This window comes from Micromonospora sp. NPDC005194 (assembly GCF_040608335.1).
Lineage (GTDB): Bacteria > Actinomycetota > Actinomycetes > Mycobacteriales > Micromonosporaceae > Micromonospora.
This window is the reverse complement of the sequence record NZ_JBEXIA010000010.1, coordinates 21,381-40,676: the sequence shown is the minus strand read 5'-3', so window position 1 is coordinate 40,676 and position 19,296 is coordinate 21,381. Positions and strand designations below refer to the sequence as shown.

Genomic DNA, 19,296 nt, shown 5'->3' with positions numbered 1-19,296 from the left:
GCGGGTTAGGGGACCGCGTACGTCAGCAGGGGGGTGCCGTCGGATCGTTGAAGTTCCACGCTGACCAGCTCGGCGTCGGTGAAGCGGGTGACGCCGGTGAAGCTGAGGTCGTCGCCGGGGGCCGCCAGCCAGGAGCCGATCTGCTCGCTGCTGCCGTTCGGGCCGTGCGCCACCAGCCGGAACGGGTACGCCTTGCCGTAGCTCGTCCGCGCGTCGTACCCGCAGTGCATGGTCACCTCGGTGCCCCACTTGCTGCCGGCCAACCCGATCTCGGCGTGCACCGGCCCGGCGGTGGCCACCGGCCGCATGGCGACCATCGACACCTGCGGGGCGGGGCGGGTGCCCTGTGCCCCCGGGGTGACCGGCGGGGCGACCGGTCGGGGCAGCACCGCGGCCGTGCCGACACCCACCACGAGGGCGAGCGCGGCGGCGGCCAGCGTGGTGAGGGCGTACCGCCGACGGGTCGCGGCGCGCTCGCGGCGCCGGCGGCTCCGGGCCTCCTCGAGCAGCGCGGGCACCCGGGGCGGGGACGGCGGCGGCAGGAACTGCTCCAGGCCCGCCGGGTCGAGGCGACCGAGCAGTCCGGGCAGGACGGCGATCTCGGCGACCGCGTCCCGGCAGGAGGCGCAGCCGGCGAGGTGCCGCTCGTAGGCCGCCCGCTCGGCGGGGGCCAGGGCACCCAGCACGTACGCGCCGTCGTCGTGCGCGAACTCGCACCGAGTCATCCCGTCACCCCCATCTCGGCCAGGACCAACCGTAGTGAGCGCAGGGCGTAGTGGGTGCGCGACTTCACCGTGCCCGGCGGCACGCCCAGCCTCGACGCCGCCTCGGCCACCGACCGCCCCTGGTAGAAGCATTCGACAAGCACTTCGCGGTGGGTGGGGCTGAGCCGGTTCAACGCCTCGGCGACGGTCCACGCCTCCACCGCACGCTCTGCCTCGTCGACCACCTCGGGCGGCTCGGGCAGCTCGTCGGTGAACACCTCACCGACCCGGGTGGACCGTCGCCGCCAGGCGTCGATGGCCAGGTTACGGGCGGTGGTGAACAGCCAGGCGCGTACGGAGCCGCGTCGCGGGTCGAGGGACTCGGGGTGCCGCCAGGCCCGCAGCAGCGTCTCCTGCACCAGGTCCTCGGCCCGCTGCCGATCGCCGTTGACCAGCCGCAGGGCGTGTGCGTACAGCGCCTCCGCGTGCTCGTCGTGCAGCGCCCGCAGCAGTTGGGCGTCATGGTCGCTGATGGCGGTCTCCTCACTTCCGGGCGCGCGTCCGGCGGTGTGTCCGCTCGGGAATACGTGCGGTCACGCCGAACGGTTCAGCCCGAGGTCAGACCGCTGGTCCCCACGCAGGTGTTCACGCCCGGTTCACATTGCGGCCGACGACCGCTCACCACGTCCTCCTAGCGTCCGGCTGGTACGCCGCCTGTCGTGCCACCGACTTTCCTGGAGGCCACTGAAATGAGCGACCGTCCCCGGCTGCTCCCCCTGTTGACCGGTAACCGTCATGGCACCCGTGACGCCATGACCTGTCTGTACCGCTGCGGCAACGCCTGTGACCACCCCGTCCCGAACACGTCGGACAACGCGTACTTCGGCGACGTGGTGAACGCGGAGGTCTCCCGGCGCGGCGTCGTCCGGGCCGGCGCGGTCGGCGCCCTGGTCCTCGGCTTCGGTGGCGCGGCGGCCGGCGCGCTGATCGGCGCGGCCCCCGCCGCCGCGGCCCCCGCCACCCCGGACGTGCCGGAGGGCTTCGGCTTCGGCCGCCCCGCCACGGGCGTCGGCAGCGGCGGGCTGACCTTCAAGCCGATCCCGCCGAACAAGCTGGACACCCTGGTCGTGCCGAACGGCTACGACAACGCCGTGGTGATCAAGTGGGGCGACCCGGTGCTGCCGGGCGCGCCGGCGTTCGATCTGCACCACCAGACCGCCGCCGCCCAGTCGAAGCAGTTCGGCTACAACAACGACTTCGTCGGGGTGCTGCCGCTGGACAAGCAGGGCAGGCGGGCGCTGCTCGTGGTCAACCACGAGTACACCAACGAGGACCTGATGTTCCCCGGCTTCCCCGGCCTGGACGGGCTCTCCGTGGAGCAGCTGCGCACGGCGATGGCCGCGCACGGTATGTCCGTGGTGGAGTTGGAGCGGGTCGCCGGCACCGGGCAGTGGAAGCCCGTGGACAACGGCCGCCGGCCGTACAACCGGCGGGTCACCGCGCTCAGCACCAAGTTCGACCTGACCGGCCCGGCCGCCGGCTCGGCCTGGCTGAAGACCGCGGCCGACCCCAAGGGCCGTACGGTCGTCGGCACGCTCAACAACTGCTCCGGTGGCGTGACGCCGTGGGGGACGGTGCTCTCCGGCGAGGAGAACTTCAACCAGTACTTCGTCGGCGCGGACGCCGCTCCGGCCGACCTCAAGCCGAAGCTGGACCGCTACGGCATCACCACCGCGTCCCGCTACCCCAGCGGCAGCCGTAAGTGGGAGCGCGCCGACGAGCGCTTCGACCTGGCCAAGCACCCCAACGAGGCGCACCGGTTCGGCTGGGTCGTCGAGATCGACCCGTTCGACCCGGAGAGCCGCCCGCGCAAGCACACCGCCATGGGCCGCTTCAAGCACGAGGGCGCGAACGTCATCGTCGCCAAGGACGGGCACGTGGTCGCGTACATGGGCGACGACGAGCGGTTCGACTACCTCTACAAGTTCGTCTCGGAGAAGAAGTTCCTGAAGGGCAACTCCTGGGCGGCCCGCAAGCACAACCTCACGCTGCTGGAGTCCGGCACGCTCTACGTCGCGCAGCTCGACCAGACCAGCGCGGGCGAGATCGACGGTTCGGGCAACCTCCCCGCCGACGGCGCGTTCAACGGCCGGGGTCGCTGGATCAAGCTGGTCAGCGGCAACCGCTCGTTCGTCGACGGGATGACCGCCGCGGACGTGCTGACCTTCACCCGGCTCGCCGGCGACAAGGTCGGCGCGACCAAGATGGACCGCCCCGAGGACGTCGAGCCGAGCCTGCTCACCGGCAAGGTCTACGTGGCGCTGACCAACAACACCGACCGGGGCAAGGCCGGCAAGGCGGCGGCCGACGAGGCCAACCCGCGCAACGCCAACAAGCACGGGCAGATCCTGGAGCTGGTCGAGGACCGCAACGACAACACCTCGGAGACCTTCGCCTGGTCGCTGCCGATCGTCTGCGGCGACCCGACCGACCCGTCGACCTTCTTTGCCGGGTACGACAAGACCAAGGTCTCCCCGATCTCGTGCCCGGACAACGTCGCCTTCGACGCCACCGGCAACCTGTGGATCTCCACCGACGGCAACGCGCTGGGCAGCAACGACGGCCTCTTCGCCACCGCCGTCGAGGGTCCCGAGAAGGGTCACCTCAAGCAGTTCCTCACCGTGCCGCTCGGCGCGGAGACCTGCGGCCCGTTCATCACCGGCGACAACCGCTCGGTCTTCGTCGCCGTGCAGCACCCGGGTGAGATCACCGGCGCGTCGGTGGAGAACCCGGCCTCTAACTGGCCGGACGGCGACTACGCCAAGCCGGGCGTGGTGGTCACCTGGCGCCTCGACGGCGGCCCGGTGGGCAGCTGACGGTGCTCCCGCGGCCGGCAGGCCGCTGACGTTGCTCCGGCGGTTCGGCGCTGGACCGCCCCGAGAGGCCCTCTCCCAGCCCGGGAGAGGGCCTCTCGGCATCCGGCGGGTCAGTGGTCGGCGGCGATGCCGTCGGCGACCGTGCGGGCGACGGTGAGCAGCTTGGCCCGGACGACCCGAGCGGAGGTCATCATCTCGCTCGCCGGCAGGGCGCAGGCCAGCACGACCCGACGTTCCATGTCCTTGTCCGGCGTGACGAGCACCGCCGCGCAGGCCACACCCTGGCGGAACTGCCCCAGCTCCAGCTGCATCCCGCGCCGGTCGCCGGCGGCCAGGTCGGCCTCGAACGCCTCGGTGGTGGTCAGCGTCGCGGTGGTGAACGAGCGCATGCCGTACTCGCGCAGGTAACGGAAACGCTGCTCGGTGGTGAGGGTGGCGAGCAGGGACTTGCCGAGGGCGGTCGCGTGCGCCCCCTCGTCGAAGCCGGGGACCAGGTCTTCCAGGTAGGGCGAGCGGTGCCCCTCGGCCACCGCCGTGATGGCGACCTGACCGCCGACGAAGCGGCCCAGGTAGTGGCTGTAGCCGGTGTCCACGGCGGCCCGGCGCAACGTCTCACCGACCACCGGCGGGCCCCGGAACGCGGTCACCAGCTCGCGGTAACGGTCGGCCACCTCCAGCCCCACGATGTACGTGCCGTCCTCCCGACGGATCACGTAGCCCTCGTACGCGAGCGTGCGGACCAGGTGGTAGGTGGTGGCCACGGTCAGCTCGCACCGTCGGGCGATCTGCTTGACGGTCAGGCCCTTCGGAGCGCGACCGACCGACTCGAGCACCCGCAGTGCTCGGGACACGCTGCGGATCAGGTCCGAGGGTTCTGCCAAGGGGTCGCGCACAACCACCTCCGCCGCCGGGGACTTACACCATATGAAAAACAGGCCGGGTGCGAAATGCCTGTTCGGGTCGAGGATGCCAGATCACCATCCACTCCTCGTAGGCCACTGGTCACCGGGAGTGGTCCGAGTCTGACTCGCGTAGGTTTGCCGGACGATGACCAACACCGCCCTCACCCCCGCTGAAGACCGCGCCCGGACCCGCCCGATCCGGGCCAGTGCCGGTGCCGTCGCCACCACTGTGGCCTGCGTACTGCCCGTCTTCCTCCTCGGCGGCCTCGCCGTGCAGATGGGAGCGGACCTCGGGTTCTCCCCGGCCGGGCTGGGCCTGGCCGTGTCCGTCTACTTCGGCGTGAGCGCGCTGGCCTCGGTGCCCTCCGGCCGGCTCGTCGAGCGGTACGGGCCGGCCGTGGTGGCCCGCTGCGGCATCGTGCTGGCCTCCGGGTCGATGCTGGCCGTGGCGGCGGTCGCCCGCTCGTACGAGGTGCTGCTCGCCCTGCTGGCGCTCAGCGCCGCCGCCAACGCCCTCGGTCAACTGGCCAGCAACGCCGCACTGGCCCAGCACGTGCCCCCGAACCGGCAGGGGCTGTCGTTCGGTGTCAAGCAGGCGGCCATTCCGGTCTCCACCCTGCTGGCCGGCGCGGCGGTGCCCACCATCGCGCTCACCGCCGGGTGGCGCTGGGCGTTCGTGGCCGCGGCCGTCGCGGCGCTGACGACGCTGCCGGCCGTACCCCGGCAGCTGCCCGGCCGGGACCGACGGGCCGACGCGACGCGCGCGGGCCGGGCCACGACGGCGCTGGTGGTGCTCGGCGCGGCGGCGACGTTGGCGGCGGGCGCGGCCAACGCGCTGGGCACCTTCCTGGTGGACTCGGCCGCCGCCCGGGGTCTCTCGCCGGGCCTCGCCGGCCTCACCCTGACCCTGGGCAGCGCGGTCTGCGTGGCCGCCCGGGTGGGCGCCGGCGGACTGGCCGACCGCCGGGCCAGCGGTCACGTCGCGCTCATCGCCGCGATGCTGGTGGTCGGGGCGACCGGGCTCGGTCTGCTCGCGGTGGCCGGCCCGGTGCCGTTGGTGGCCGGCGTGGTGCTCGGCTTCGGCCTGGGCTGGGCGTGGCCCGGCCTCATGAACTTCGCGGTGGTCCGGCTGCACCCGCAGGCCCCGGCCGCCGCCACTTCGATCACGCAGACCGGGGTGTACGCGGGCGGCTGCCTCGGCCCGTTGAGCCTCGGCCCGCTCGCCGCCCACTTCGGCTACCCGGCCATGTGGGCCACGGCGGCGGTGGCGATGCTGCTCGCCGCCGCCCTCATGCTGGCGGGCAGCCGCCTCCTGACCGCAGCCCGCCCCAACCCCGCGTGATCATGAAGTTATTGCCCGATCAGACGGCGTGTCGGGGCAATAACTTCATGATCAACCGAGTGACGGCCGGGGGTGGGGGTGGGGGTGGGGGGTTAGCTGGTGCGGTCGGCGATGTAGTCGCAGAGCGATTCCAGCGCCTGGCGTGACGCGCTCGCGGGGAGCGGGGCCAGGCGCGCGCGGGCGTCCTCGGCGTAGCTGCGTACGGTCTCCCGGGCGCGCTTGAGCGCCGGGCTCTCCCGGAGCAGCCCCAGGGCCTCGGCGTGCAGCGCGTCGTCGGTCAACGGGCCGGTCGCCAGGATCTCCCGTAGCCGCACCGACGCGGCGTCGGAGTCGTCGGCCGCACGGGCGTAGAGCACCGGCAGCGTCGGGACACCCTCGCGCAGGTCCGTACCGGGCGTCTTGCCCGACTGCACCGACTCGGAAGCGATGTCCAGCAGGTCGTCGGTGAGCTGGAACGCGACGCCGATCGTCTCGCCGTAGCCGGCGAGGGCCTCGACCTGCTCGGCCGGGGCGCCGCCGAACATGCCGCCGAACCGGACCGACGTGGCGATCAGCGATCCGGTCTTCTCGGCGATCACGCTCAGGTAGTGCGCGACCGGGTCCTCCCCGGCGCGCGGACCCACCGTCTCTGCGATCTGACCGTGCACCAGGCGGGCGAAGGTACGCGCCTGCAACCTGACGGCCTCGGGGCCCAGATCGGCCGCGATGTCCGCGGCGCGGGCGAAGAGGTAGTCGCCGACCAGGATGGCGACCGAGTTGGTCCAACGCGAGTTGGCGCTCGGTGCGCCCCGCCGCACGGCGGCCTCGTCCATCACGTCGTCGTGGTAGAGGGTGGCCAGGTGGGTGAGCTCCATCACCACGGCCGCCGGGACCACCTGCGCGCCCGACGGATCGCCGAACTGAGCGCCGAGCGCCACCAGCAGCGGCCGGAACCGCTTTCCGCCGGCCTCCAGGAGGTGCCGGGCCGCCTCGGTGACGAACGGGTCGGCGCTGGCCACACTGGCCCGCAGCTCGACCTCGACCGCGTCCAGCAGCCCCAGCACGGACGCCTCGACGCGGGGATCGGCAAGATGGAGGCCGAGCGCGCCGAACTGACTCGTGCTCGCCCGACCCCGGCGACCGCCGGAACCGGTGGCACCTGAACGCTCGCCAGCCGGAATCACCACACCATCAACCATGCCACACCCGTTCGACCTGCTCCGGGTCGGGGATACGCAGCGGGGGCCGGCACGCTGTCGCGCGCCGGCCCCCGGTGTCCGAGGTACGTCTCACCGCACGAATTCTGCGGCTCCGGTAGCCAGGTCGAGCAGTGGACCAGGGGCGACACCCAGCGCGAGGGTGGCCAGCACGCCGACCATGAGCGCGGCGGACGTGAGGCCGCCCGGCACGGTGACCGTCGGCGTGGACTCGCCCGGCTCGGACAGCCACATCATCACCACGACCCGCAGGTACGGGAACGCCAGCACCATGCTGGTCAGCACGCCGGCCACCACCAGCCACACGTGCCCGCTCTCCCACGCCGGCCCGAAGACCGCGAACTTGCTGGTGAAGCCGCTGGTCAGCGGGATACCGGCGAACGCCAGCAGGATGAACGTGAACAGCCCGGCGTAGAACGGCGAGCGCTGCCCCAGCCCGGCCCAGCGGGACAGGTGGGTGGCCTCCCCGTCGGCGTCACGCACCAGGGTCACCACCGCGAACGCGGCCAGCACCGAGAAGCCGTACGCGACCAGGTAGAACATCGTGCCGGTGAGACCGACCTTGGAGGGCGCCAGCACACCGACCAGCAGGTAGCCGGCGTTGGCGATCGAGGAGTACGCGAGCAGCCGCTTGATGTCGGTCTGGGTGACCGCGAGCACCGCGCCGACCAGCATGGTCAGCACCGCCACCGCACCGAGCACCGGCGTGAAGTCCCAACCCCCGCCCTCGAACGCGACGTGGAAGACGCGCAGCAGCGCGCCGAACGCCGCGACCTTGGTGCAGGCGGCCATGAAGCCGGTGACCGGGGTCGGCGCACCCTGGTAGACGTCCGGCGTCCACACGTGGAACGGGGCCGCCGCGGCCTTGAAGAGCAGACCGATGGCGAGCAGCGCCATGCCGGCGAAGAGCAGCACCGGGCTGGCCGGCGACTCGCTCACCGCCGCGTTGACGGTGGCGAAGTCGACCCCGGCCGACCGGCCGGGAACACCGGCGGTGAAGCCGTAGATCAGGGCCACCCCGAACAGGAAGAACGCCGAGGCGTACGCGCCGAGCAGGAAGTACTTCATCGCCGCCTCCTGGCTCAGCAGACGCCGGCGGCGGGCCAGCGCGCAGAGCAGGTAGAGCGGCAGGGAGAAGACCTCCAGCGCGATGAACATGGTCAGCAGGTCGTTCGCCGCCACGAAGATCAGCATGCCGCCGATCGCGAACGTGACGAGCGGGTACACCTCGGTGAGCCCGTTGCGCCCCTCGGCCTGCTTGCGGTCGTCGGCGGACTCGGCGGTCACCGCGGCCTGGGCGACGAACGCGCCGCCCCGCTCGACGGAACGGTCACCGATCAGCAGCAGCGCCATCGCGGCCAGCACCAGGATGGCGCCCTGGAGGAAGAGCGTCGGCCCGTCCACCGCGATGGACTGACCGGCCGTGACGAGCCGGTCGTCGGCGTTGAGGACCACCATGGTCAGCGCGGCGAGGACGGCCAGCAGCGCCAACGTCAGCTGCACCACGTGCCGCGAGCGGCGCGGCACGAACGCCTCGACCAGCACACCGAGCAACGCGGTGCCCAGCATGATCATGATCGGGGCGAGTGCCGCGTAGTCGAGCGACGGCAATTTCAACTCGGTCACAGTGCCGGCCTTTCGTTCGCGACTGCGGGGCTCGCAAGCTCACTCCTCGCGCTCACCGGCCTGCCTCCTGGACGGTGCCGCCCACGGTCGGGGCCGGGTCGGTTCTGCCGATGTCGTCCATGGTCGCCTGGACGGCCGGGTTGATCACATCGGTGACCGGCTTGGGATAGAAGCCGAGCAGGACGATCAGCGCGACCAGCGGGGCGACCACGACCTTCTCGCGCAGGTTGAGGTCCCGGCGCATCCCGTCGACCTCGGTCAGCGCCGGATTGAGCGTGCCCTGCGTGGTGCGCTGCACCATCCACAGCACGTACGCCGCCGCCAGGATGATGCCGACCGTGGCGATGACCGCCACCGGCTTGTTCACCGTGAACGTGCCGATCAGCACCAGGAACTCGGAGATGAACGGCGCGGTGCCGGGCAGCGCGAGCGAGGCGAGACCGGCGAAGAACAGCACACCGGCGAGCACCGGGACCAGGTTGCCGGCGCCGCCGAAGTCACTGATCAACGACGAGCCACGCCGGGAGATCAGCATGCCGACCACCAGGAACAGCAGGCCGGTGGCCAGACCGTGGTTGAGCATGTAGAGCACCGCGCCCGTACCGGCCTGCGTGGTGAAGGCGAAGATACCCACCCCGATGAACCCGAAGTGCGCGATCGACGTGTACGACACGAGCCGCTTGAGGTCGTTCTGGCCGACCGCCAGCAGCGCCGCGTAGATGATGCCGATGACGCCCAGCGCCAGCGCCCACGGCGCGAACCACTTCGACGCCTCCGGGAACAGCGGCAGGCAGTAGCGCAGGATCCCGAACGTGCCGACCTTGTCCAGCACACCGACCAGCAACGCGGCGGCGCCCGCCGGGGCGGCGCCACCGGCGTCCGGCAGCCAGGTGTGGAACGGGAAGAACGGGGCCTTGATGGCGAACGCGAGGAAGAAGCCGAGGAACAGCCACCGCTCGGTGCCGGTGCTGATGTCCACCTGCGACAGCGCCTGCCAGTCGAAGGTCTTCCCGCCGACCACCCAGAGGCCGATCACCGCGGCCAGCATGAACAGACCGCCGACCAGCGAGTAGAGGAAGAACTTCACCGCCGCGTACTGCCGCTGGTGGCCGCCGTAGCTGCCGATCAGGAAGTACATCGGCACCAGCATGACCTCGAAGAACACGTAGAACAGGAAGACGTCGGCGGCGGCGAAGACGCCGATCATCGTGCTCTCGAGGATCAGCAGCAGCGCGAAGTAGACCGGGATGGACCGCTTGGAGGACTCCGCGTCGTGCCAGGAGGCCAGGATCACCAGCGGCACCAGCACCGCGATCAGCATGAGCATCACCAGCGCGATGCCGTCGGCGGCGAAGGTGAAGCGGACGCCCCAGTTCGGGATCCAGGAGTACGACTCCCGGAACTGGAAGCGGTCACCGCCCGCGTTGAAGCTGACCCACATCACCACCGAGAGCACCAGCACCAGCAGCGACCAGACGAACGCCACCTGCTTGGCCAGCTCCGGCCGGTGGCGCGGCAGGAAGGCCACCACCAGGGCGCCCACCAGCGGCGCCACGGTGAGCACCGAGAGGAACGGGAAGTTGGACATTATGCGGCCTTACCTCCGTCGTGGATGCGTGGTCCGCCGGCGGGGGCGGGCGTATTCAGGTCGATCACGCCAACCACCCCGCCTGCACCGCCAGGAACGCGGCCATCACCAGCAGCGCACCGGCCAGGATCGAGGTGGCGTACGAGCGGACGAAACCGGTCTGCAGCCGCCGGAGCCGGCCCGAACCGCCGCCGACGCCGGCGGCGAGACCGTTGACCAACCCGTCGATGCCCCGGTTGTCGAGGAAGACCAGCGCCCGGGTGAGGAAGATGCCCGGCTTCTCGAAGACCGCCTCGTTGACCGCGTCGGTGTAGAGGTTGCGCCGGGCGGCGGTGACCAGCACCCCGGCCGGCTGCGGCGCGGTGGCCGTACCGGCCCGGAACAGGAACCAGGCCAGCCCGGCGCCGAGCACCGTCACCACCAGCGAGAGCGCGGTGATCACGCCGTGCGCGAGGACCGCCTCGTGCTCCGCGTGCTCGCCGCCCAGCCCGGCGGTCGCCGTCAGCCAGTCCGGAACGGACGTGGAGAGCAGGAAACCGGCGCCGACCGAGCCGACCGCCAGCAGGATCAGCGGGATGGTCATCAGCCTCGGCGACTCGTGCGGGTGCTCGATGTCCTCGGTCCACCGCTTCGGGCCGTGGAAGGTGAGCACGAACAGCCGGGTCATGTAGAACGCGGTCAGTCCGGCGCCGAGCAGCGCCGCCCCGCCGAAGAGCCAGGCGGTCCAGTCCTCCCGCTCGAAGGCGGCCACGATGATCGGCTCCTTCGAGAAGAAGCCGGAGAACGGGAACATGCCGATGATGGCGAGCCAGCCCATCATGAACGTCAACCAGGTGACCTTCATGTACGTCGACAGCCCACCGAAGCGGCGGATGTCCACCTGGTCCTTCATCCCGTGCATGACCGAGCCGGCGCCCAGGAACATGTTGGCCTTGAAGAAGCCGTGCGCCAGCAGGTGCACGATGGCCAGCGCGTACGCGCCACCGCCCAGGCCGACGCCGAGGAACATGTAGCCGATCTGGCTGACCGTCGACCAGGCCAGCACCCGCTTGATGTCGTCCTTCGCCGCGCCGATGACGCAGCCCATCAGCAGGGTGAGCGCGCCGACGCTGACCACCACGAGCTGGAGCGTCGAGTTGGCGGAGAAGATCGGGTTGGACCGGGCGATCAGGTAGACGCCCGCCGTGACCATGGTGGCGGCGTGGATGAGCGCCGACACCGGGGTGGGGCCCTCCATCGCGTCCGGCAGCCACGCCTGGAGCGGGAACTGGCCGGACTTGCCGGCCGCACCGAGCAGCAGCAGCAGGCCGAGCACCAGCACTGTGGTGCCGGTCAACGCGCCGACACCGTTGAACACCTCGTCGTACTGGGTGGTGCCCAGGGTCGCGAACATGATGAAGATGCCGATGGCGAGGCCGGTGTCGCCGACCCGGTTCATCAGGAACGCCTTCTTGCCGGCCGTGGCGGCGCTCGGCCGCCCGTACCAGAAGGAGATCAGCAGGTACGACGCCAGACCGACGCCCTCCCAGCCGAAGTACAGCATCACGTAGTTGTTGCCGAGCACCAGCAGCAGCATGGCCGCGACGAACAGGTTGAAGTACGCGAAGAACCGGCGGCGACCCGCGTCGTGCGCCATGTACTCGACGGCGTACAGGTGGATCAGGAACCCGACGCCGGTGATCAGCAGGACGAAGACCGCGGCCAGCGGGTCGAACAGCAGGCCGAAGTCGACCCGCAGATCACCGACCGCGATGAAGTCCCAGAGGCTCAGCTCGGCCGACTTGTTCTCCAGGCCGCGCAGCTGGAAGAAGGACGCCAGCCCGAGCACGAACGCGGCGCCGATGGCCGCGACGCCCAACCAGTGCCCCCAGCGGTCGGCCCGCCGGCCGAGCAGCAGCAGGATGGCCGCGCTGACCAGCGGGATCGCCACCAGCAGCCAGACGCTGCCGAGCAAGCCCGTGGCCTCTGCGTACTGCACAGTCTCTTCCACTCGCTTGCCCCTTAGTACTTGAGCAGGTTGGCGTCGTCGACACTCGCCGAGCGCCGGGTCCGGAAGATGGACATGATGATCGCGAGGCCGACGACGACCTCGGCCGCGGCCACCACCATCACGAAGAACGCCATGATCTGGCCGTTGAGGTCACCGTTGATCCGGCTGAAGGTGACCAGCGTCAGGTTGGCCGCGTTGAGCATCAGCTCGACACACATGAACAGCACGATCGCGTTGCGCCGGATGAGCACCCCGGACGCGCCGATGGTGAACAGCACCGCCGCCAGCACGAGGTAATGATTGGGCGTCACTGGTCGGTCCCCTTCAGCGTGGTCTCCTGCGCGGTCAGCTCGCGGACCGGCAGGATGGCCGGCGTGCTCCGCTCGGTGAGCCGCCCGTCCGGCAGCCGCGCCGGGGTGGCCACCGAGGAGGAGGTGGCGAAGACGCCGGGGCCCGGCTTGGGGCCGGGGTAGTTGCCCGGCGCGAAGCGCGCCCGCATCGTCGACGGCTGGTCGACCTTGTCCTGCTTACGCCGCTCGACGTGCGCGAGCACCATCGCGCCGACCGCCGCGGTGATCAGCAGCGCCGAGGTCAGCTCGAACGCGAAGACGTACTTGGTGAACAGCAGCCGGGCGATGCCCTGCACGTTGCCTTCGGCGTTGGCCTGGTCCAGGCCGACCGCCGTGGTCTTGTCCATGGCGTTGTAGACGGCGGTGCCGACCAGGCCGGCGAAGCCGAGCCCCAGCAGGATCGCGGCGACGCGCTGACCGCGCAGCGTCTCGATCAACGAGTCGGAGGCGTCCCGGCCGACCAGCATCAGCACGAACAGGAAGAGCATCATGATCGCGCCGGTGTAGACGATGATCTGCACCATGCCGATGAACGGCCCGGCCTGGAGTACGTAGAACACGCCCAGGCAGAGCATCGTGAGCACCAGCCAGAGCGCCGAGTGCACCGCGTTGCGGGCCGCCACCATCCCGATCGCGCCGATGAGCGCGAGCGGCGCGAGGATCCAGAAGGTGACCTCCTCGCCGCCGGACACCCCGCCCGCCGCGGCCAGCACCGTAGACGTGGTCATGCTCCCTCTCCCTTGCCGGCCGCCGCGCGCTGGGCGGCCTGCTCGGCGCCCGGGAACGTCACGCCGGGGTGCTCCTCGACCTGGTAGCGGCCGGGGCTCATGGGGGACGTCTCGGCACCGGCGGACGTGCCCGGGTTGTCCAGCGCGCCGACGTAGTAGTCCTTCTCGCTGTCACCCAGGCGCATCGGGTGCGGCGGCTGCTCCATGCCCTCGAGCAGCGGAGCGAGCAGCTGCTCCTTCGTGAAGATCAGGTCCTGCCGGTTGTCCCGGGCCAGCTCGTACTCGTTGCTCATGGTGAGCGAACGGGTCGGGCAGGCCTCGATGCAGAGCCCGCAGAAGATGCACCGCGCGTAGTTGATCTGGTAGGTGCTGGCGTACCGCTCACCGGGCGAGAAGCGCTGCTCGTCGGTGTTGTCGCCGCCCTCGACGTAGATCGCGTCCGCCGGGCAGGCCCAGGCGCACAGCTCGCAGCCGATGCACTTCTCCAGGCCATCCGGATGCCGGTTGAGGATGTGCCGCCCGTGGTAGCGCGGCGCCGACACCGGCGGCTTGAACGGATAGTCGGTCGTGACGACCTTCCTGAACATGTGCGAGAAGGTGACACCGAATCCCTTGAACGTTCCGGTGATCGCGCCCACGTCACACCTCCCTGGAGTCCGAGCCGGCGACGATGTTGGCCGGCTCCCGCTCGGCGACCACGCGCGTGATACGCGGGCTCGGTGGTACCTGTAGATCCATCGGTGGCAGCGGGAAGCTCCCGTACGGCCGGCTGTCCACCTGCTCCTGCGCGGTCGGCTTGGGCTGCGGGCGACGACTCGGCCAGAACAGGGTGGCGAGCAACAGCACGCCGGCCGGGATGCCGACCGCGATCAGCTTGCCGCGCGAGTCCCAGTCCTCGATGGAGCGCAGGCCCGACAGGACCAGGATCCAGACCAGGTTGATCGGCAGCAGCACCTTCCAGCCGAAGCGCATGAACTGGTCGTAGCGCAGCCGGGGCAGCGTGCCACGCAGCCACACGAAGACGAAGACCAGCGCGATCACCTTGCCGAAGAACCAGAGCATCGGCCACCAACCGGAGTTGGCGCCCTCCCAGAGCGTGATCGGCCACGGCGCCCGCCAGCCGCCGAGGAACAGCGTGGTGGTGACCGCGGACATGGTCACCATCGCGACGTACTCGCTGAGCATGAAGAGCGCGAACTTCAGCGAGCTGTACTCCGTCATGAAGCCGGCGACCAGCTCGGACTCGGCCTCGGGCAGGTCGAACGGCGCCCGGTTGGTCTCGCCGACGGTGGCGATGAAGAAGATGACGAAGCTGGGCAGCAGCAGGATCGCGTACCAGCCCGGGGCCGGGATCTCGGTGCCGAAGAGGGTCAGCCGGGTGGCGTCGCCCTGCGCGGCGACGATCCCGCTGGTGCTCATCGTGCCGGCGGTCATGAAGACGGCCACGATGGAGAGCCCCATGGCGACCTCGTAGGAGATCATCTGGGCGCTCGACCGCAGGCCGCCGAGCAGCGGGTACGTCGAGCCGGAGGCCCACCCGCCCAGCACGATGCCGTAGACGCCCATCGAGGAGCAGGCCAGCAGCAGCAGCACCGCCACCGGCACGTCGGTGACCTGCAACGGCGTGTGGTGCCCGGCGATGCTCACCATCGGGCCGAACGGCACCACCGACAGCGCGGTGACCGCGCAGATCACCGAGATCGTCGGGGCGAAGAAGTAGACGACCTTGTCGGCCGCCTTCGGCAGGATGTCCTCCTTGAAGGCCATCTTGAGGCCGTCGGCGAGGGTCTGCAGCAGGCCGAACGGGCCGACCTGGTTGGGGCCGGGCCGCACCTGCATGTAGCCCACCACGCGCCGCTCGAACCAGACACCGAGCAGGGTGGCCAGCAGGCCGAAGGCGAACGCGAAGACGATCTTGCCAAGGACCAGCCACCACGGATCCCGACCGAAGTCGGCCAGCGTCGGGTCCTGGGCCAGGAGTGACGGAGTCACTGTGCCCACCTTTCGTTCGCGACTGCGGGGCTCACTCGCTGCGCTCGTTCACTCCTCGCACTCACGGGTTACCACCAGTGTTGAGGAGCGGACCCGGAAGACCGGCCTCGTCCGCCGCGACCCGCCCGGCCGGAACGGTCGCGCTCGGTGCGGGAACGGAGATCCGGACGACCGCGCCGGACGTCGCCCCGAGGCTGCGCCGCACGGTCGAACCGGGTGAGTTGGTCGGCAGCCAGACGACGCCGTCCGGCATCTCGGTCAGCTCCGCCGGCAGGGTCAGCGCCCCGCGGTCGGTGCCCACCGTGACCGCGTCCCCGTCGGCCACACCGAGTGCCTCGGCGGTGCCCTTGCCCAGCCGGACGACCGGCGGGCGGGCGGTGCCGGCGAGGTGCTCGTCGCCGTCGGTCAGGGTGCCGAGGTCGACCAGCTGGTGCCAGGTCGCCAGCACGGCCTCCCCGGCACGCGGGTGCGGCACCGTCCCCGGCGACACCGACGGCGCGGACGGCCGGGACGTGCGCGTGGCCGGCAGCGAGCCCAGCTCCCGACGCACACTCGGCACGTCGGCGGTGCCGAGCCGCACGTCGAGCAGCGCGGCCAGCGCGTCGAGCACCCGGCCGTCGGTCATCGCGGCGGTGTTCAGCACCGCCTCGAACGGACGCAGGCGACCCTCCCAGTCCAGGAAGCTGCCGGCCTTCTCGACCACCGGGGCCACCGGCAGCACCACGTCGGCCCGCCGGGTCACCGCGCTCGCGCGCAGTTCCAGGCTGACCAGGAACGGCACCGCGTCCAGAGCGGTCTCCGCCAGCCGCGGGTCGGCCAGGTCGGCCGGGTCGACACCGCCGACCACCAGCGCACCGAGCTGCCCGTTGGCGGCCGCCGCCAGGATGCCGTCGGTGTCCCGACCGGCCTGGCTCGGGATCACCCCAGCCGGGATGTCCCACGCCTCGCCCAGCTCGGCCCGCGCGGCCGGCTCGGTGACCAGCCGGCCACCGGGGAGCAGGTTGGGCAGGCAGCCGGCGTCGACCGCGCCGCGGTCACCCGCACGCCGCGGCACCCAGGCCAGCTTCGCGCCGGTACGGCGAGCCACGTCCGCCGCGGCGGAGAGCCCACCCGGCACGCTGGCCAGCCGCTCACCGACGATGAGGATCGCGCCCGGGGCGCTGAGCGCCTCGGTGACCGTGGCGTGCTCGGCGAGCACGCTGGCCTCCTCGCCCGGCACGACCCGGGCCAGCTTGGCACCGAGCTTCTCCAGGCCGCGGGTGGCGAACGGCGCCAGCGCGTACACCGTCAGGGTCTTCTTGAGGTACGCCTTGCGCAGCCGCAGGAAGAGGATCGGGCACTCCTCCTCCGGCTCCAGGCCGACCAGCACCACCGCCGGCGCGTTCTCCACGTCGGTGTAGGTGACGTCGGTGACCCCGGCGACCGAGCTGGCCAGGAAGTCGGCCTCCTCGCGGGAGACCGGGCGGGCCCGGAAGTCGATGTCGTTGGTGTTCAGCGCGACCCGGGCGAACTTGGCGTACGCGTAGGCGTCCTCGACGGTCAGCCGACCGCCGGTGAGCACCGCCGTGCCCTGGCCGCTCTCGCGGGCCGCGTGCAGCCCCTCGGCGGCCCTGGTCAGCGCCTCACTCCAGGACGCCTCCCGCAGCTCACCGGTGTGCTCGTCGCGGACCAGCGGGTTGGTCAGGCGGTCGGCGGCCCGGGTGTACTGGAAACCCCAGCGGCCCTTGTCGCAGTTCCACTCCTCGTTCACCGCCGGCTCGTCACCGGCGAGCCGGCGCAGCACCTTGCCGCGCCGCCAGTCGGTGCGCTGCCCACAGCCGGCCGAGCAGTGCTCGCAGACGCTCGGGCTGGACACCAGGTCGAACGGGCGGGCCCGGAACCGGTACTGGGCGCCGGTCAGGGCACCCACCGGGCAGATCTGCACGGTGTTGCCGGAGAAGTAGGAGTTGAACGGCACGTCTCCGGCGTCGCCCTGCTCGCCGTACGCGTCGTCCCGGTAGATGTTGATCTCCTCGGCGGACGACCGGCCCATCAGGTCGATGAACTTGTCGCCGGCGATCTCCTCGGAGAACCGGGTGCACCGCTGGCAGAGCACGCAACGTTCGCGGTCCAGCAGCACCTGGCTGCTGATCGCCATCGGCTTCTCGTACTCCCGCTTGTGCTCGTGGAAGCGCGAGTCGGTGCGGCCGGTGGACATCGCCTGGTTCTGCAGGGGGCACTCGCCGCCCTTGTCACACATGGGGCAGTCCAGAGGGTGGTTGAGCAGCAGCAGCTCCATCACCCCCTCCTGCGCCTTCTGAGCGACAGGCGAGGTGAGCTGGGTGCGGACCACCATGCCGTCGGCGACGGTCTGGGTGCAGGAGGCGACCGGCTTGCGCTGCCCTTCCACCTCGACCAGGCACTGGCGGCACGCGCCGGCCGGGGCCAGCAGCGGGTGGTCGCAGAACCGGGGGATCTCGGTGCCCATCTGCTCGGCGACCCGGATCAGCAGCGTCCCCTTCGGGGCGGTGACCTCGACGCCGTCGATGGTGAGGGTGACGGTTTCGGTCTGCTTGGCTACGTCGGTCATCAGTGCGCCCCTACCAGGGTCTTCTCCGACAGCTTGGGTGCGGTACGTCCCTCGATGTAGTCGAGGTAGTCCTGCTTGAAGTACTTCAGCGACGAGGTCACCGAGCTGGTCGCGCCGTCACCGAGGCCGCAGAACGAGCGGCCGAGGATGTTGTCGCAGGTGTCCAGCAGGGTGTCCAGGTCCTCGTGGGTGCCCTGACCCGAGAGGATCCGCCGGTAGACCCGGACCATCCAGTAGTTGCCCTCGCGGCACGGGGTGCACTTGCCGCACGACTCGTGGTGGTAGAACTCCAGCCACCGGTACGTCGCGTAGACCGGGCAGTCCTGGTCGGAGAAGATCTGGGTGGCCGTGGTGCCGAGGATCGAGCCGGCCGCCGCCACCCCCTCGAAGTCCAGTGGCACGTCCAGGTGCTCGGCGGCGAGCAGCGGGGTGGACGATCCGCCCGGGGTCCAGAACTTCAGGTTGTGGCCCGGCTGCATGCCACCGGCCAGCTCCAGCAGTTCGCGCAGCGTGACGCCCATCGAGCACTCGTACTGGCCCGGGTTGTTGATGCGGCCGGAGAGCGAGTAGATCATCGGCCCGGAGGACTTCTCGGTGCCCATGGTCTTCCACCAGTCGGCCCCACCGAGCACGATCGGCGGCACGCTGGCGATGGTGCCGACGTTGTTCACCACCGTCGGGCTCGCGTACAGGCCGTGGGTGGCCGGGAACGGCGGGCGCAGCCGGGGCTGACCCCGGAACCCCTCCAGCGAGTCCAGCAGCGCCGTCTCCTCGCCGCAGATGTACGCCCCCGCGCCGGAGTGCACCACCAGCTCCAGGTCGTAGCCGCTGCGCAGGATGTTGCGGCCGAGGTAGCCCTTGTCGTACGCCTCCTGGACCGCGTTGCGCAGCCGGCGCGCGGCGTGTACCGCCTCGCCCCGGATGTAGATGTACGCGCGGCTGGCCCGGATCGCGTACGACGCGATGATCACGCCCTCGACCAGCGCGTGCGGGTCGTGGGTCATCAGCGGCAGGTCCTTGCAGGTGCCCGGCTCGCCCTCGTCGGCGTTGACCACCAGGTAGTGCGGCTTGCCGTCGCCCTGGGGGATGAAGCCCCACTTGAGGCCGGTGGGGAAGCCGGCGCCACCCCGACCGCGCAGCCCGGAGTCCTTGATCAGCTGGATCAGGTCGTCCGGGTGGGCCTTGAGCGCCTTGCGCAGCGCGGCGTAGCCGTCGAGCTGCTCGTACGTGCCGATCCGCCAGGCGTCCGGCGACAGCCAGCGCTTGGTCAGCACCGGCGTCAGCTTGGCCAGCGTCTCCGGGCGGGGAGTGGTCACTTCTGGGCCCCCGTTTCGCTCGCGTCGGCCGATTCGGCGCCGTCGGCGTCCGTTCCGGCCTTCGCTTCGGTGAGGTTGCGCTCCTGCGCCCCGGCGTCGTCGCCGGCGGGCTTGCCG

15 protein-coding genes are annotated in these 19,296 nt (G+C 71.0%); 2 read left to right on the top strand and 13 right to left on the bottom strand.

The genetic code is table 11. The features are described from left to right. Nucleotides 1–5: 5 nt before the first annotated feature. Together ABZU53_RS10965 and ABZU53_RS10960 are read right to left on the bottom strand one after the other, a co-directional pair. Nucleotides 6–725, bottom strand: coding sequence for a zf-HC2 domain-containing protein (locus ABZU53_RS10965; protein WP_354860435.1), 720 nt, complete (start codon nucleotides 723–725; stop codon nucleotides 6–8). Further along, nucleotides 722–1,216 carry a sigma-70 family RNA polymerase sigma factor gene (locus tag ABZU53_RS10960; protein WP_234584867.1) on the bottom strand — a complete coding sequence of 165 codons (495 nt, stop codon included), beginning with the start codon at nucleotides 1,214–1,216 and terminating at the stop codon, nucleotides 722–724. The genes ABZU53_RS10965 and ABZU53_RS10960 overlap by 4 nt, the downstream gene beginning before the upstream one ends. Before the next feature lie 237 nt (nucleotides 1,217–1,453). On the opposite strand from ABZU53_RS10960, the gene ABZU53_RS10955 reads away from it, so the two are divergent. Beyond that, nucleotides 1,454–3,580, top strand: a complete 2,127-nt coding sequence (locus ABZU53_RS10955; RefSeq protein WP_355065357.1) for a PhoX family phosphatase — start codon at nucleotides 1,454–1,456, stop codon at nucleotides 3,578–3,580. A gap of 110 nt (nucleotides 3,581–3,690) precedes the next feature. Here ABZU53_RS10955 and ABZU53_RS10950 read toward each other — a convergent pair whose 3' ends face one another. Next, nucleotides 3,691–4,473 (bottom strand): IclR family transcriptional regulator C-terminal domain-containing protein, encoded by a 783-nt coding sequence (locus tag ABZU53_RS10950; RefSeq protein WP_354860437.1) that lies wholly within the window; start codon nucleotides 4,471–4,473, stop codon nucleotides 3,691–3,693. A gap of 154 nt (nucleotides 4,474–4,627) precedes the next feature. Here ABZU53_RS10950 and ABZU53_RS10945 point away from each other — a divergent pair, with 154 nt between their 5' ends. Then, nucleotides 4,628–5,824, top strand: coding sequence for an MFS transporter (locus ABZU53_RS10945; protein WP_355065355.1), 1,197 nt, complete (start codon nucleotides 4,628–4,630; stop codon nucleotides 5,822–5,824). A 92-nt stretch (nucleotides 5,825–5,916) separates the two neighbouring features. Here the strand turns inward: ABZU53_RS10945 and ABZU53_RS10940 are convergent, their stop codons facing one another. From ABZU53_RS10940 to nuoF, 10 genes are all read right to left on the bottom strand, one after another. Then, complete coding sequence (locus ABZU53_RS10940; RefSeq protein WP_354862043.1) at nucleotides 5,917–7,002, bottom strand: polyprenyl synthetase family protein; 1,086 nt, start codon at nucleotides 7,000–7,002, stop codon at nucleotides 5,917–5,919. 90 nt (nucleotides 7,003–7,092) lie between these two features. After that, the gene (gene nuoN / locus ABZU53_RS10935; RefSeq protein ID WP_355065353.1) at nucleotides 7,093–8,646 is read right to left on the bottom strand and encodes an NADH-quinone oxidoreductase subunit NuoN; all 1,554 of its coding nucleotides are present in this window, start codon (nucleotides 8,644–8,646) and stop codon (nucleotides 7,093–7,095) included. Between the two features lie 52 nt (nucleotides 8,647–8,698). After that, on the bottom strand, nucleotides 8,699–10,234 hold the full coding sequence (locus tag ABZU53_RS10930; RefSeq protein WP_355065352.1) for an NADH-quinone oxidoreductase subunit M: 1,536 nt from the start codon (nucleotides 10,232–10,234) through the stop codon (nucleotides 8,699–8,701). 64 nt (nucleotides 10,235–10,298) lie between these two features. Further along, on the bottom strand, nucleotides 10,299–12,224 hold the full coding sequence (gene nuoL / locus ABZU53_RS10925; RefSeq protein WP_355065351.1) for an NADH-quinone oxidoreductase subunit L: 1,926 nt from the start codon (nucleotides 12,222–12,224) through the stop codon (nucleotides 10,299–10,301). Nucleotides 12,225–12,235: 11 nt separating this feature from the next. Beyond that, entirely contained in the window at nucleotides 12,236–12,535 is a 300-nt protein-coding gene (gene nuoK / locus ABZU53_RS10920; protein ID WP_007454601.1) for an NADH-quinone oxidoreductase subunit NuoK, read from the bottom strand. After that, nucleotides 12,532–13,302 carry an NADH-quinone oxidoreductase subunit J gene (locus ABZU53_RS10915; RefSeq protein WP_355065349.1) on the bottom strand — a complete coding sequence of 257 codons (771 nt, stop codon included), beginning with the start codon at nucleotides 13,300–13,302 and terminating at the stop codon, nucleotides 12,532–12,534. Before ABZU53_RS10915 ends, nuoK begins: the two co-directional genes overlap by 4 nt. Continuing rightward, a complete protein-coding gene (nuoI, locus tag ABZU53_RS10910; protein WP_354862052.1) occupies nucleotides 13,299–13,940 on the bottom strand; it encodes an NADH-quinone oxidoreductase subunit NuoI in 642 nt (213 codons plus the stop codon). The genes ABZU53_RS10915 and nuoI overlap by 4 nt, the downstream gene beginning before the upstream one ends. Before the next feature lies 1 nt (nucleotide 13,941). After that, complete coding sequence (gene nuoH / locus ABZU53_RS10905; protein WP_355065347.1) at nucleotides 13,942–15,294, bottom strand: NADH-quinone oxidoreductase subunit NuoH; 1,353 nt, start codon at nucleotides 15,292–15,294, stop codon at nucleotides 13,942–13,944. A 61-nt stretch (nucleotides 15,295–15,355) separates the two neighbouring features. Beyond that, complete coding sequence (locus ABZU53_RS10900) at nucleotides 15,356–17,863, bottom strand: NADH-quinone oxidoreductase subunit G (protein ID WP_354862056.1); 2,508 nt, start codon at nucleotides 17,861–17,863, stop codon at nucleotides 15,356–15,358. Beyond that, nucleotides 17,863–19,179, bottom strand: coding sequence for an NADH-quinone oxidoreductase subunit NuoF (gene nuoF / locus ABZU53_RS10895; protein ID WP_344360932.1), 1,317 nt, complete (start codon nucleotides 19,177–19,179; stop codon nucleotides 17,863–17,865). Before nuoF ends, ABZU53_RS10900 begins: the two co-directional genes overlap by 1 nt. Between the last annotated feature and the right edge of the window lie 117 nt (nucleotides 19,180–19,296).